Below are 12,712 nucleotides of genomic sequence, written 5' to 3' on the forward strand. Positions count from 1 at the left end.
CTCTTGCTAATAAGGTCGCAATATTTGCCGGAACCCATTTTGAGACCGACGGTAACATGCAGCATATTTCACTATAAATCCTGCTTATTACCCCAGCATTCTACCACTCCACACTCCCTCTCTAGTTTTAGACGCCGTTACGCCCAGATGTCTGGATGGCTAATAAGATTTCGTGCTAGCTTATGCGCTTTCGTTTGTTGCCCAGCGTTATGGGTTCAGAAAAAATGCCACCCACTCTCTTAATGAAAGGCCTGCCCCATGAGTGCGATTAACCGCCTGGAGATGCGTAATATCTCCATCGCTTTTGGCGGTTTTGCCGCGCTGACCCAGGTCGATTTTCTGACCGAAGGCGGGTCGGTGCATGCGTTGACCGGGGCCAATGGCGCAGGAAAATCCACGCTGATGGCGGTGCTATCCGGCGCACACAGTGATTACAGTGGCGAGATTCTGCTGGACGATGCGCCGGTCTCCATTCGTTCACCGCGCGATGCCAAAAAACTCGGTATTCATCTGGTGCAACAGGAGGTGGATGTGGCGCTGGTGCCGCAGCTCAGCGTGGCAGAAAACATCCTGCTCGATCAGCTGGCAGAACCCGGCCATGTCTATAGCTGGCGTGAAATCCGTCGCCAGGCGCGTGCCCTGCTCAATCAGCTGGAAGTGAACATCGATGTTAATCGTCTGGTGGAACGCTGCTCACTGGCGGAGAAACAACAAATCCTGCTGGCGCGCGCCCTCTCCCATCACTGCCGTTTTCTCATTCTGGATGAACCGACCGCGCCGCTGGATCAGCATGAAAGCGAGCGTCTGTTTACCGTGGTACGCCGCCTGCAAAATAACGGCATTGGCGTGGTGTTTATCTCCCACCGCATTCACGAACTCAAAGCGATTTGCGATCGCTTAACCGTGCTGCGTGATGGCCGCTTGATTGAAAGCAGCCCGATGGCGGCACTGAGTGGCGAGCAGATTGTTGAGAAAATGCTGGGGCACCAGTTGACCGATGTCTATCCACCTCGCCGTGAACAGAGTGAGCAACCGCTGCTGCTGTCGGTGGAAGGTCTGCACGATGATCAACTGCTGGCGGACATTTCACTGCATCTGCGCAAAGGCGAAATTCTCGGCATCGCCGGCTTGGCGGGCGCGGGGAAAACCGAGCTGTGTAAGGCGCTGTTTGGCGCAAGCAAAAGCCGCGTCGAAAAAGGCGAGCTGCACGGCAAACCGTGGCGGCCGCGTTCACCGCACGATTCGGTGGAAAACCGCATGGCGCTGGTGCCGGAAGAGCGTCGCAAGGAAGGTATTTTTATCGATGAACCGGTGAGCATGAACCTGAGCGTCAGCGCGGACAACAGTTTTTCCCGCTGGAGCCTGTTCGGCCATCGTCAGGCATGGCGCTGGGCCGAAGAGGTGATTCAGCGCCTCAATGTGCGCACCACCGGCCCGGCGCAGATTCTGCGTCGTCTGTCGGGGGGGAATCAGCAAAAAGTGGCGATTGGAAAATGGCTGCGCAATAACGCCGATGTGCTGATTTTTGATGAGCCGACCAAAGGTGTCGATATCAAAGCCAAAACCGAACTGTTCAGCCTGATTGACGGCCTGGCACGTGAAGGCAAAGGCATCATCTACGCTTCGGGCGAGTTTTCCGAACTGGTCGGCTTATGTGACCGTATTTGTGTGCTCTGGGATGGGCGCATTGTGGCAGAGATGGAAGGTCGTCAGGCCACAGAAGAGATGCTATTGCTTTATTCCACCGGAGGAACCCCTGCGTGAGCAGCAAAGAACTATCCCTGAACCCGCAGGTTTCTCTGCGTCATAAACTATTCGATTTTCTCTATAAATGGGGCATGTTGCTGACCGTGGTGATTCTGATCGCTGGGTTTGGTCTGGCATCGGACAGCTTCCTCGAGCCCACCAACATCATCAACATCCTGCGTTCGATTGCTATCGTCACGGTAATTGCGATTGGTGTGTCGATTTCGCTGACCATCGGCGGCTTCGATTTGTCGGTAGGCTCAACCGCCTCACTGGCCAATGCGCTGGTGATTTCGCTGTTTGTCTGGCACGGCTTTGGCACCACCGAAGCCATTATCATCACGCTGCTGCTGTGTACCCTGGTGGGGCTGCTCAACAGCTTCCTGATCGTGATTCTGCGCATTCCCGACATGCTGGCTACACTGGCCACCCTGTTTGTCATTCAGGGCGTGGCGATGACTTACAGCTTCGGCGGTTCGATTACCGAGAATATGGTGATGCCAAGCGGCGATATGGCGGAGGGCACTATCCCCGCAGCGTTCGCTCTGTTGGGTCAGGTGCCGACCATTGTGATCATCATGCTGGTGGTGACGATTGTGGCACAACTGGCGCTGTCATTGACCAAGCATGGCCGTCGCATGTACGCGCTGGGTGGCAATCCAGAAGCCGCACGCCTTTCCGGTATTCGCACCACGCGCTACCGCGTTTTGGCCTATGTACTCGCATCGCTGCTGGCCGGATTAGGCGGCATTCTGCTGGCATCGCGTATTGGCTCCTCGCAGGTGAACGCCGGCAGTGGATATTTGATGGATGCCGTTGCTGCGGCATGGATCGGCTTCTCGCTGGCCGGTTCCGGCAAACCTAACGCGCTCGGTACGCTGGTGGGCGCGGTGATTCTGGGTGTGTTGCAGAACGGGCTGGTGATGTTGTCCGTGCCTTATTACGCCATGGACATTATCAAAGGCCTGGTGCTGGCTCTGGCCCTGGCGATTACCTACATTCAGCGCCGCTAAGGCGCGTTTACTGAGAAAGAGATTCTAATGAAAAAAATTACCCTTTCGCTGCTGGCATTAAGCCTGCTGAACGCCAGCGCTGCCTTTGCCGATACCGTTACCCCGGTTCCCGCAGCGATTGCGAATCACGAAGGTCCGGTGCGCATCGCCATCATCCGTAACCTGGGGTCTGACGATAACACCACGCAGTTTATTGCCGGTGCCATTCAGCAAGGTCGTCAACTGGGCTTTAAAGTCAGTACTTTCCTGAGTAACGGCGATGATGCGCGTTTCCAGGACTTTGTTAATCAGGCGATCAGCCAGAAATACGATGGCATCATTCTCTCTCACGGCAAAGAACCCTACTCCACCGTTCTGGTGCAACACATTGTCGATGCAGGTATCAAACTGTCCGTCTTTGATACCCCGGTAAATACGCCGGTCAATGGCGTGACCGTCACTGCGCAGGATGATGCCTCGCTGGCGCAGGCGTCACTGGGTCAGTTGATCAGTGATTTCCATGGTAAAGCCAACATCATCAAACTGTGGGTCGCAGGCTTCCCGCCGCAGGAACGCCGCCAGGTGGTGTATGAGAAACTGCTGAAAGAGAATCCAGGCATTCATCAGCTGGAATCCATTGGCGCAGTTTCTACCGATGTACAGGGCGACACCGCCAACAAAGTGGGTGCGATCCTGGCAAAATATCCTAAAGGTAAAATAGATGCGATTTGGGCGTCGTGGGATGCGTTCAGTCAGGGTGCTTATAAAGCGCTACAGGAGAATGGTCGTACTGAAATCAAAATCTACAGTATTGACGTGTCCAACCAGGACTTGCAGTTGATGCATGAGAAGAACAGCCCATGGGTGCAGACGGTCGCGGTCGATCCAAAAACCATCGGTGCGGTCAATATGCGCTTAGTGGCCAATAAAATCGCGGGTGAAGCCACTCCGGCAAGCTACGAGTTTAAAGCGTCTTCCATTTCGCAGCAGTTGCTGAATAGCCAGCAAGGGGCGATTAACGTGGCAACTCTGAACAAGATTATTCCAGGCTGGGGTGTGAACAACGATTTTGTTGCGCCGTGGTTTGCCACGCTGGAAGCGAAGTACGCTAAGAAGTAATTTAGCTACCGGGTGTTGCACACTGGTGGCGCGTCAAGCCGTCATGCTTGTTAGCTAAGCCATACTCAAGAAGAGCTGCCGTTTTTAACATGGCAGCTTTTTTATGCGTATCAGAAATGGCCTGTGCGTGGTTGCCGGGTAGATCACACGCCGCTGACCAGCATCACGCTGTGTAAATCGCCGATTTTACCAACCTAATACCAACTGCCGCTCCAGCTGGGGATCCACCAGCGTCACATGCAATCCCACCAACCGCACTCCGCGCCCGGCACGCCTTTCATCCCATGCCTGCCGCGCCACTGCGATCATGTCATCCTTGTTCAACACCGGCCAGACATGCTCCTGCGTGGTCTGCTGGAAATCATTAAATTTGAGCTTCACGCCCTGACGCGCGATTTGCTTGTCGGGACGGATATTTGTCAGGCGTCGATCCAGCTCAGCATAGAGGTAATCAATGATTGCCAGACACTGCTCCCAGTTGTGGATGTCCTCCATCAATGTGCGTTCGACACCGAGCGATTTGCGTTCGCGCTCCACCACCACATCGCGTTCATCAATGCCGTTGCTACGCTCCCAGAGCACGCGGCCGAATTTACCAAATCTCTTCAGCAGCAAGGCGAGATCGGCTCTCTGCACATCGGCGCAGGTGCGCAGTCCCATCTCTTCCAGTTTTTTGGTCGCCACTTTTCCTACGCCAGGAATTTTGCTCAACGGTAGCGTCAGTAAAAAGTCCGGCATCACTTGCGGTGTAATGACGTATTGCCCGTTGGGCTTATTTAAATCAGAGGCGATCTTGGCGAGGAATTTGATCGGCGCAATGCCAGCCGAGGCGGTTAAACCGGTTTCGCGCAGGATATCGGCACGTATCGCCTGCGCCATTAGCGTCGCTGATCCCTGACAATGCTCGCTATCGGTGACATCAAGATACGCTTCATCCAGTGATAAGGGCTCAATCAATGGGGTGTAGCGTGAGAAAATATCGCGTATCTGGCGTGACGCCTCTTTATAGGCATCGAAGCGTCCAGGCAGTAATTTCAGATGCGGGCAGAGCTTGAGCGCCATTGCCGTCGGCATCGCGCTGCGCACGCCATATTTGCGCGCGGGATAGTTGGCGGTGCTGATGACGCCACGCTGCACCCGGCTGCCGCCAATGGCGATAGGTATATCCGTTAATGAAGGATCGTCGCGCATTTCAACGGCCGCGAAAAAGCAGTCCATATCGACATGAATGATTTTGCGCATACGCCCTCCGAATACTGGATAAGTATACAGCAATAAAAAACTTCGGCAATATTTGTTGAGCGATGAATTAAAGTTTACAAAATTCTGGTCGTAATCCCTTTAGGATTGCACCATTTTCACGGAGACTGTCTTGATTAAACCTCAGACAATGTTAATGTTGCGCTGCGGTAGCGGATATTTCCGATAATGCAATACCAAGACGCTCAGCGTCATCGTCTCTCTTCACTTCAAGGTACACACAGAATGGGCAGAATCGCATTGTGGCTTGCGATGATTCTTATGCCAGTCCTTAGCTGGGCCATTTCGCCAGAGCCAACGCAACTGTCGGCACCGGTGAGCAAAGAGTTAAAGAAACAATTACTTGGCACTCCTGTTTTTATTCAGATCTTCAAGGAAGAGCGTACGCTGGAACTGTACGGCAAAATCGGTAATGAATATCGTCTGCTGGACAGCTATCGCATTTGTAATTTCTCTGGCGGATTGGGGCCTAAGCGTCGTCAGGGCGATTTTAAAAGTCCGGAAGGGTTTTATAACGTTAAGCTGAACCAGTTAAAACCGGACAGCCGTTTCTACCGCGCGATTAATACCGGCTTCCCGAATCAATACGATCGTGATAAAGGCTATGACGGTAACTATTTGATGATTCACGGTGATTGCGTCTCAATTGGCTGCTACGCCATGACCAACGCATCAATGGACGAGATCTTTACCTACGTCAACGCTGCGCTGCGCAACGGTCAGCAGGATGTACAGATCAATATCTATCCGTTCCATATGACTGATAGCAACATGCAGCGTCATCGCTACTCAACGTACATCAACTTCTGGCGTGAACTGCAGCCGGGTTATGCGTACTTCGAGAAGTACCACATACCGCCAACGGTTAATGTGACGACGACGGGTCAATATGCGGTGAACAGCACGCCGGTGATTTCTACACCGGATGCTGCCTCGAAGTCATTCCTGGCGCTCACCCAGGCAAAATAATGCCCACTCGCCTGGCACTATTCGGTGCCAGGTTTCATTTCCTGTCAGCGGCTGTGTCGCAATCACCGTCACAACGTCCTTCGGCGTTGTCTGCTGCATAAAATCAATTTCTACATCCTGATCGAGCAACTTGGCTTTGCCAAAAGGCGCACGACGAGTGATCCAATACAGATTGGTCGAGCAGAACGCCATCAGATATCGACCGTCCGACAGCAGCATGTTAAACACGCCCTTCTCGCGCATCTCAGCCGCCAGCTCAGCAATGTAGCGAAATACCGCCGGCCAATTGCCAGGAGTGCGCGGATAACGCTCAGACAGCTTATGCAGGATCCAGCAAAACGCTTTCTCACTGTCCGTTTCGCCAACGGGTCGGAAAGTCCCGGTCTCCAGCTGTTTATAGCCTTTCAGCTGCCCGTTGTGCGCGTAGGTCCAGTTACGTCCCCACAGCTCACGGGTAAACGGATGGGTGTTTTCCAGCGACACTTCACCACGATTCGCCTGGCGGATATGAGCGACCACGGAATGTGATTTGATCGGGTATTCCTGCACCAAACGGGCGATCGGTGAGTTAAAGCTGGGCTGAGGATCTTTGAATGTGCGGCACCCTTTTCCTTCATAGAAAGTGATGCCCCAGCCATCTTTATGTGGCCCGGTTCCGCCGCCACGCTGCACCAGACCGGTAAAACTGAAACAGATGTCCGTGGGGACATTGGCGCTCATCCCGAGCAATTCGCACATAGCAACCGCCTTAAGTCAGCACTCCCGCGTGAGCAGGAGTGACGCGTCATTACTTAACCATCTCTTTTTCGATCAGCAGCATCAGGATATGAATCACTTTAATGTGAATCTCCTGAATGCGGTCAGCGTAGCCAAAATGTGGTACGCGAATTTCGATGTCCGCTGTGCCTGCCATTTTGCCGCCATCTTTACCGGTCAGGGTAATCACTTTCATCCCTTTGGCGCGTGCCGCTTCGACCGCTTTGATGATGTTCGCCGAGTTACCTGAAGTGGACAGGCCCAGCAGCACATCGCCTTCACGGCCTACGGCTTCGATATAGCGCGAGAACACATGGTCATAGCCAAAATCGTTGCTGACGCAGGAAAGGTGGCTCACATCAGAGATGGCAATCGCCGGGTAGCCAGGACGATTTTCACGGTAGCGCCCTGTCAGCTCTTCAGCAAAGTGCATCGCATCACAGTGAGAACCACCGTTGCCACAGGAGAGCACTTTGCCCCCTGCTTTGAAGCTGTCTGCCAGCAAGACTGCCGCGCGCTGAATCGCGTGAATGTTCGCTTCGTCACTCAGGAATTTATTAAGCGTATCGGCTGCTTCATTAAGTTCTGAGCGAATAATGTCCTGATACATAGGGATGTCCTTTAGAGGAAAGATTTACTCTGCAAGTTTAACGGAATGGGACAAAGCCGCAAAGCGCCAGCATCGGGGAAAAAGGCCCAGGCTTTGCCATTCCTGCTCTGTTGGTGTCCAGAGAGTGCGATTTTGTGAGTTCTGTTGTAATTGCGATGTAAACAGATTGCTAAAAAGCGGTCACTGCTCTAAACCTTACCTTATAACAGGTCAGACCTCTTACAACTTACGGAGCGGTTCATTATGTTGCTTGCCTCGATTGTCGCGACGCTGATTGTCATTAGCGCCCTCTTTTACCATCAAGTTTCGCTGCGGCTCAGCAGCGTAATCCTGCTGCTGTGGACCGCCGGGCTGGCTACGGTGGGCCTGTGGACGCCATGGTTGCTGTTGCCGCTGGCGATTATCCTGCTGCCCTTCAATCTGCCTGCCATGCGTCGCAGCATGTTCTCTAAACCCGCGCTGCACAGTTTCCAGAAAGTGATGCCGCCGATGTCGCGTACGGAAAAGGAAGCGATTGATGCCGGTACGACCTGGTGGGAAGGCGATCTGTTTCGTGGCAAGCCAGACTGGCAGAAACTGCACAACTATCCGCAGCCACGTCTGACGGAAGAGGAACAAGCCTTCCTTGAGGGGCCGGTCGAAGAAGCCTGTCGTATGGCGAATGATTTCCAGATCACTCACGAACTGGCCGATCTTCCGCCGGAACTGTGGGCGTATCTCAAGCAGCATCGCTTCTTCGCCATGATCATTAAGAAAGAGTATGGCGGCCTCGAATTCTCCGCCTATGCTCAGGCGCGCGTCTTGCAAAAACTGGCGGGCGTTTCCGGGATCCTGGCGATCACCGTGGGTGTACCTAACTCACTCGGCCCAGGCGAACTGTTGCAACATTACGGCACCGATGAGCAGAAAGATCACTATTTACCACGTCTGGCACGCGGCGATGAAATTCCGTGCTTCGCGCTGACCAGCCCGGAAGCGGGTTCGGATGCGGGTGCCATTCCGGATACTGGCGTGGTTTGCATGGGCGAATGGCAAGGCCAGCAAGTGCTGGGCATGCGCCTGACATGGAATAAGCGTTACATTACGCTGGCACCGATTGCTACCGTGCTTGGCCTGGCCTTTAAACTCTCCGATCCCGATCATCTGCTGGGTGAGACTGAAGAGCTGGGCATTACCTGCGCCCTGATCCCGACGCAAACGCCGGGCGTAGAGATTGGCCATCGCCACTTCCCGCTTAACGTGCCGTTCCAGAACGGTCCAACACGCGGTAAAGATATTTTCGTGCCGATCGATTTCATCATCGGTGGCCCGTCGATGGCCGGTCAGGGCTGGCGTATGCTGGTTGAATGTCTGTCAGTCGGTCGCGGTATCACCTTGCCTTCCAACTCGACCGGTAGTCTGAAAAGCATTGCGCTGGCAACCGGTGCTTATGCGCATATCCGTCGTCAGTTCAAAGTCTCTATCGGTAAAATGGAAGGCATCGAGGAACCGCTGGCACGCATTGCCGGTAACGCCTACGTGATGGATGCGGCGGCTACACTTATCACTAGCGGCATTATGCTGGGTGAAAAACCGGCGGTGCTGTCGGCGATTGTAAAATATCACTGCACCCACCGAGGCCAGCGCGCCATTATCGATGCGATGGATATCGCCGGCGGTAAAGGCATTATGCTGGGCGACAACAACTTCCTGGCGCGGGCTTATCAGGGCGCACCGATTGCGATTACCGTGGAAGGCGCCAATATCCTGACGCGCAGCATGATCATCTTTGGCCAGGGCGCGATTCGCTGCCATCCATGGGTGCTGGAAGAGATGAACGCTGCGGCGAAAAACGATCTGGTGGCCTTTGACCGTGCCTTGTTCAGCCATATTGGCCATGTCGGTAGCAACAAAGTGCGCAGTCTGTGGCTCGGTTTAACCGGAGGCCGCACCAGCGCGTCGCCAACCCGCGACGTGACCCGCCGCTACTATCAGCAGCTCAACCGCCTGAGCGCCAACCTGGCACTGCTGTCAGATGTGTCGATGGCGGTGTTAGGCGGCAGCCTGAAACGTCGTGAACGTATCTCAGCACGTCTGGGGGATGTGCTGAGCCAGATGTACCTCGCTTCTGCCACCCTGAAACGCTTTGACGACGAAGGCCGCAATGAAGCCGATCTGCCGCTGGTGCACTGGGGCGTACAGGATGCGCTGCATCAGGCTGAGGTGGCGATGGATGACCTGCTGCGTAACTTCCCTAATCGCCTGGTGGCAGGCGCGCTGCGCATGGTGATTTTCGCCGGTGGCAAACACTGCCCGGCACCGTCTGACAAACTGGACCACAAGCTGGCGAAGCTGTTGCAACTGCCGTCAGCCACCCGTACGCGGCTGGGCCGTGGCATGTACCTGACGCCAAGCGAACACAATCCAGCAGGCCAACTGGAGCAGGCGCTGCAGGATGTGATGGCCGCGGAAGTGATTCATGAACGTCTTTGCCAGCAGCAGAAAAAACATCTGTCGTTTACCCGTCTGGATGCGCTGGCACAGCGTGCGTTGAAAGAGGGCTGGATTGATGAGAGCGAAGCCAAAGTACTGACGCGCGCTGAAGCCAGCCGTCTCAAAGCCATCAACGTCGATGAGTTTGTGCCGGAGGCACTGGCCTCACCGAAGCCGCAGGATAAAGGCGCCACACGCGCCAGTGAAGCGGCATAAAACGAAAAAGCCTCCTGACGGAGGCTTTTTTAATGGGGCCAGGCATAACTTATCCCGCATACATACAGCGGTTTCGCTGCCAAAGCGGGCAGTGAATGGCGCAGTTATAAGATTGAAGCCTGACTTACCCCGCCTGACGAATGCGCGCAATCAGCGCATCGACATCCGCAATATGATCTGCCGCGAGAATCAACGTACGCCCCAGCGTGATGCAACTGCGAATACATTCTGTCCGCATGGTATCATCGGCGATCTGTTTGAAGTCGGCCACGTGAGACATGCCCACGGTGCGACGAATCAGTTCCGTACCGCAATAACCAATGGTGTCGCTCCATACTTTGCGCAGGAAGGCTTCCGCATAGCCCGGATACGCCAGCGCCACATCAGAAGTGTTGGCGTGTGCCAGTTCGAGGAAGCGGCTGGAGAACTGCGTCCAGACTTCATGCGCATCGCTCAGACGACGCTCACGCCCTTCTGCCGCTTCACGCGGGGCCAGCAGGCCCGGCAGGCAGCAGTAGTTAATCAGCAGATTGCCAATCGCGCTGCCGACATCAAAGCCTATCGGACCGAAATAGCCAAACTCCGCATCGATCACCTTCAGGCTACCATCGGCCACGAAGATTGAGCCGCTGTGCACATCGCCGTGCAGTAGCGCTTCGGCATCCGCAAAGAAGCGGTGTTTCAGCCCGGCCACCGCGATTTTCAGCGCATCGTCAGTGCGCAGGCTGACCACCAGCGGCTCCAGTGCCGCCGGGTATTTATTACGCTCATGATCGATAAAGGGATCATTGAAGAACAGGTCTTCGGTGATTTCGCACATTTCCGGGTTGATGAAACGCGCGACTTCGGCCTTTTTCTTGTGCGGATGCAGGAAAAAATCAGAAGTATGGAACAGCGTCTGCGCCAGATATTCGCCCAGCTGACGACCCGCTTCAGGGTAGTAAGCCCCCTTCACCAGCTCGCCGCGCCAGATGCGATGGCTGGAGAGATCTTCCATCACCATCACCGCCAGTTCGGCATCATAATGGGTGACGTTAACCGTGTGCTCTGGGCAATGTTTATAGTGCTCAACCAGCGTCTGCGCTTCGAGGCGCGCGCGATCCAACGTTAACGGCCAGGACTCACCCACGCAACGCACATAAGGCAGTGCCTGTTTCACCACCACACGGCTCTGTCCCAGGTTATCGAAAATCTTGAACACCAGGTTGAGATTACCATCGCCGATCTCTTCTGCGCTGACCAGCGCTGACGGATCGTCCACACCGCCAAATTTTTTAGCATATTCCACCGCATCAGCAGCGGTGAAGGTACGGTATTGCGACATTGCCTGTTCCTCGACATTCGATAGTAATAAGCCGTTTGGACGTCTATACATCCGTCACGCATGTTGGCACAATAGCCGCTATTAACGCAACAGGGATTTCACACCATGCAAACACTTCGTACCACCAGTCTTGAGGTCCGCGATAATCAACTGTGGATCCTCGACCAGCAAGCGCTGCCACAACAACAAAACTGGCTGCCTGCGCACACTGTGACGCAGTTGGTTGATCATATCCATGCGCTCCGCGTGCGCGGTGCTCCGCTGATTGGCCTTTCAGCCAGCTTGCTGCTGGCGCTGTTGGGCGAGCAAGGTGTCACTCGCGCGGCATTGGCGGAAGCGCTGGAGGTGTTGCGTGCGTCACGACCGACTGCCGTCAACCTGATGAACAATCTGGATCGTATGAAGATTGCGCTGGCGGAGAGCGATCACGTAAACGCCCTGAGCGCCGAAGCGCTGCGCCTGGTGGCAGAAGATAAGCAGCTGTGTGACAACATTGCCCGCGCCGGCAGCGCTCTGGTCAAGCCCGGCAGCCAGCTGCTGACGCACTGTAATACCGGCGGTCTCGCCACCGCAGGCGTGGGTACCGCACTGGGCGTGATTGCGCATGCTCATCAGCAAGGTTTGGTGAAAAGCGTCTGGGTGGATGAGACGCGACCACTGCTGCAGGGCGGTCGTTTAACCGCGTGGGAGCTGGGCGAGCTGCACATTCCCTACCAGCTGATCACCGATTCGATGGCTGCAAGTTTAATGGCGCGCGGCGTGGTCGATGCGATCTGGGTCGGCGCGGATCGCATTGCCGCCAACGGCGATGTCGCCAACAAAATCGGCACCTACAGCCTGGCGGTACTGGCGCACTATCACGGCATTCCGTTCTATGTGGCGGCGCCGCACACCACGCTGGATCGTCAATGCCCGAACGGCGATGCTATCCCGATTGAGCAGCGTGCCGCCAGTGAAGTCACCGGCGTATCCGGCAGTTTTGGTAGTGTGCAGTGGGCACCGGAGAATGCGGTGGTCTACAACCCGGCGTTTGATGTCACGCCAGCTGCACTGATTAGCGGTTGGGTGTTGGATACTGGCGTCGTGACGCCAGAACAGGTTAAGGAAGGGATTTTTCAGCCTTAAGGGTGCACCAGATGGCGTATCCTTACGGTGCGCCAGAAATGGAAAAGTCGCCATAAATGGCGACCTTACGATGCCGAGCCCTATGGTGTCAGATGCACTCTGAAGAGTGACCTTTCAAAGGCT

10 protein-coding genes are annotated in these 12,712 nt (G+C 54.9%); 6 read left to right on the top strand and 4 right to left on the bottom strand.

Features of this window, described 5'->3' with window-relative positions; all coding sequences use genetic code 11:
- The first annotated feature begins 258 nt into the window (after positions 1-258).
- From FD744_RS08545 to FD744_RS08555, 3 genes are read left to right on the top strand one after another with little or no spacing between them, the layout of a single operon-like run.
- Entirely contained in the window at positions 259-1,764 is a 1,506-nt protein-coding gene (locus FD744_RS08545; RefSeq protein WP_160867975.1) for a sugar ABC transporter ATP-binding protein, read from the top strand.
- Positions 1,761-2,759 (top strand): ABC transporter permease, encoded by a 999-nt coding sequence (locus FD744_RS08550; RefSeq protein ID WP_160867976.1) that lies wholly within the window; start codon positions 1,761-1,763, stop codon positions 2,757-2,759. The genes FD744_RS08545 and FD744_RS08550 overlap by 4 nt, the downstream gene beginning before the upstream one ends.
- A 27-nt stretch (positions 2,760-2,786) precedes the next feature.
- On the top strand, positions 2,787-3,857 hold the full coding sequence (locus FD744_RS08555) for a sugar ABC transporter substrate-binding protein (protein ID WP_160867977.1): 1,071 nt from the start codon (positions 2,787-2,789) through the stop codon (positions 3,855-3,857).
- Between the two features lie 186 nt (positions 3,858-4,043).
- On the opposite strand, the gene dinB is transcribed toward FD744_RS08555, so the two are convergent.
- Positions 4,044-5,099 (bottom strand): DNA polymerase IV, encoded by a 1,056-nt coding sequence (gene dinB, locus FD744_RS08560; RefSeq protein ID WP_097117553.1) that lies wholly within the window; start codon positions 5,097-5,099, stop codon positions 4,044-4,046.
- A gap of 243 nt (positions 5,100-5,342) precedes the next feature.
- On the opposite strand from dinB, the gene dpaA reads away from it, so the two are divergent.
- Complete coding sequence (gene dpaA, locus FD744_RS08565) at positions 5,343-6,086, top strand: peptidoglycan meso-diaminopimelic acid protein amidase (protein ID WP_058961547.1); 744 nt, start codon at positions 5,343-5,345, stop codon at positions 6,084-6,086.
- On the opposite strand, the gene FD744_RS08570 is transcribed toward dpaA, so the two are convergent.
- Positions 6,057-6,824 (bottom strand): class II glutamine amidotransferase, encoded by a 768-nt coding sequence (locus FD744_RS08570; protein WP_058961548.1) that lies wholly within the window; start codon positions 6,822-6,824, stop codon positions 6,057-6,059. The two genes, dpaA and FD744_RS08570, sit on opposite strands and share 30 nt — an antisense overlap.
- A 49-nt stretch (positions 6,825-6,873) precedes the next feature.
- On the bottom strand, positions 6,874-7,452 hold the full coding sequence (gene lpcA, locus FD744_RS08575; RefSeq protein ID WP_034825351.1) for a D-sedoheptulose 7-phosphate isomerase: 579 nt from the start codon (positions 7,450-7,452) through the stop codon (positions 6,874-6,876).
- 243 nt (positions 7,453-7,695) lie between these two features.
- Between lpcA and fadE the strand changes: the two genes are divergently transcribed.
- Complete coding sequence (gene fadE / locus FD744_RS08580) at positions 7,696-10,140, top strand: acyl-CoA dehydrogenase FadE (RefSeq protein WP_160867978.1); 2,445 nt, start codon at positions 7,696-7,698, stop codon at positions 10,138-10,140.
- 124 nt (positions 10,141-10,264) lie between these two features.
- Here the strand turns inward: fadE and mtnK are convergent, their stop codons facing one another.
- Positions 10,265-11,464: an S-methyl-5-thioribose kinase gene (gene mtnK, locus FD744_RS08585; RefSeq protein ID WP_160867979.1), complete on the bottom strand. Its 1,200-nt coding sequence runs from the start codon at positions 11,462-11,464 to the stop codon at positions 10,265-10,267.
- Between the two features lie 105 nt (positions 11,465-11,569).
- Between mtnK and mtnA the strand changes: the two genes are divergently transcribed.
- Positions 11,570-12,589 (top strand): S-methyl-5-thioribose-1-phosphate isomerase, encoded by a 1,020-nt coding sequence (gene mtnA, locus FD744_RS08590; RefSeq protein ID WP_160867980.1) that lies wholly within the window; start codon positions 11,570-11,572, stop codon positions 12,587-12,589.
- The last annotated feature ends 123 nt before the right edge of the window (positions 12,590-12,712 follow it).

It is taken from the genome of Pantoea sp. Taur (assembly GCF_009830025.1).
In the GTDB taxonomy this organism is placed as follows: domain Bacteria; phylum Pseudomonadota; class Gammaproteobacteria; order Enterobacterales; family Enterobacteriaceae; genus Pantoea; species Pantoea communis.

Bases quoted from the DNA above. Each gene is read 5' to 3' on its own strand.
- mtnA (WP_160867980.1), top strand. From the start codon at position 11,570: ATGCAAACACTTCGTACCACCAGTCTTGAGGTCCGCGATAATCAACTG.
- fadE (WP_160867978.1), top strand. From the start codon at position 7,696: ATGTTGCTTGCCTCGATTGTCGCGACGCTGATTGTCATTAGCGCCCTC.
- FD744_RS08570 (WP_058961548.1), bottom strand. From the start codon at position 6,824: ATGTGCGAATTGCTCGGGATGAGCGCCAATGTCCCCACGGACATCTGT.
- lpcA (WP_034825351.1), bottom strand. From the start codon at position 7,452: ATGTATCAGGACATTATTCGCTCAGAACTTAATGAAGCAGCCGATACG.
- FD744_RS08555 (WP_160867977.1), top strand. From the start codon at position 2,787: ATGAAAAAAATTACCCTTTCGCTGCTGGCATTAAGCCTGCTGAACGCC.
- dinB (WP_097117553.1), bottom strand. From the start codon at position 5,099: ATGCGCAAAATCATTCATGTCGATATGGACTGCTTTTTCGCGGCCGTT.
- dpaA (WP_058961547.1), top strand. From the start codon at position 5,343: ATGGGCAGAATCGCATTGTGGCTTGCGATGATTCTTATGCCAGTCCTT.
- mtnK (WP_160867979.1), bottom strand. From the start codon at position 11,464: ATGTCGCAATACCGTACCTTCACCGCTGCTGATGCGGTGGAATATGCT.
- FD744_RS08545 (WP_160867975.1), top strand. From the start codon at position 259: ATGAGTGCGATTAACCGCCTGGAGATGCGTAATATCTCCATCGCTTTT.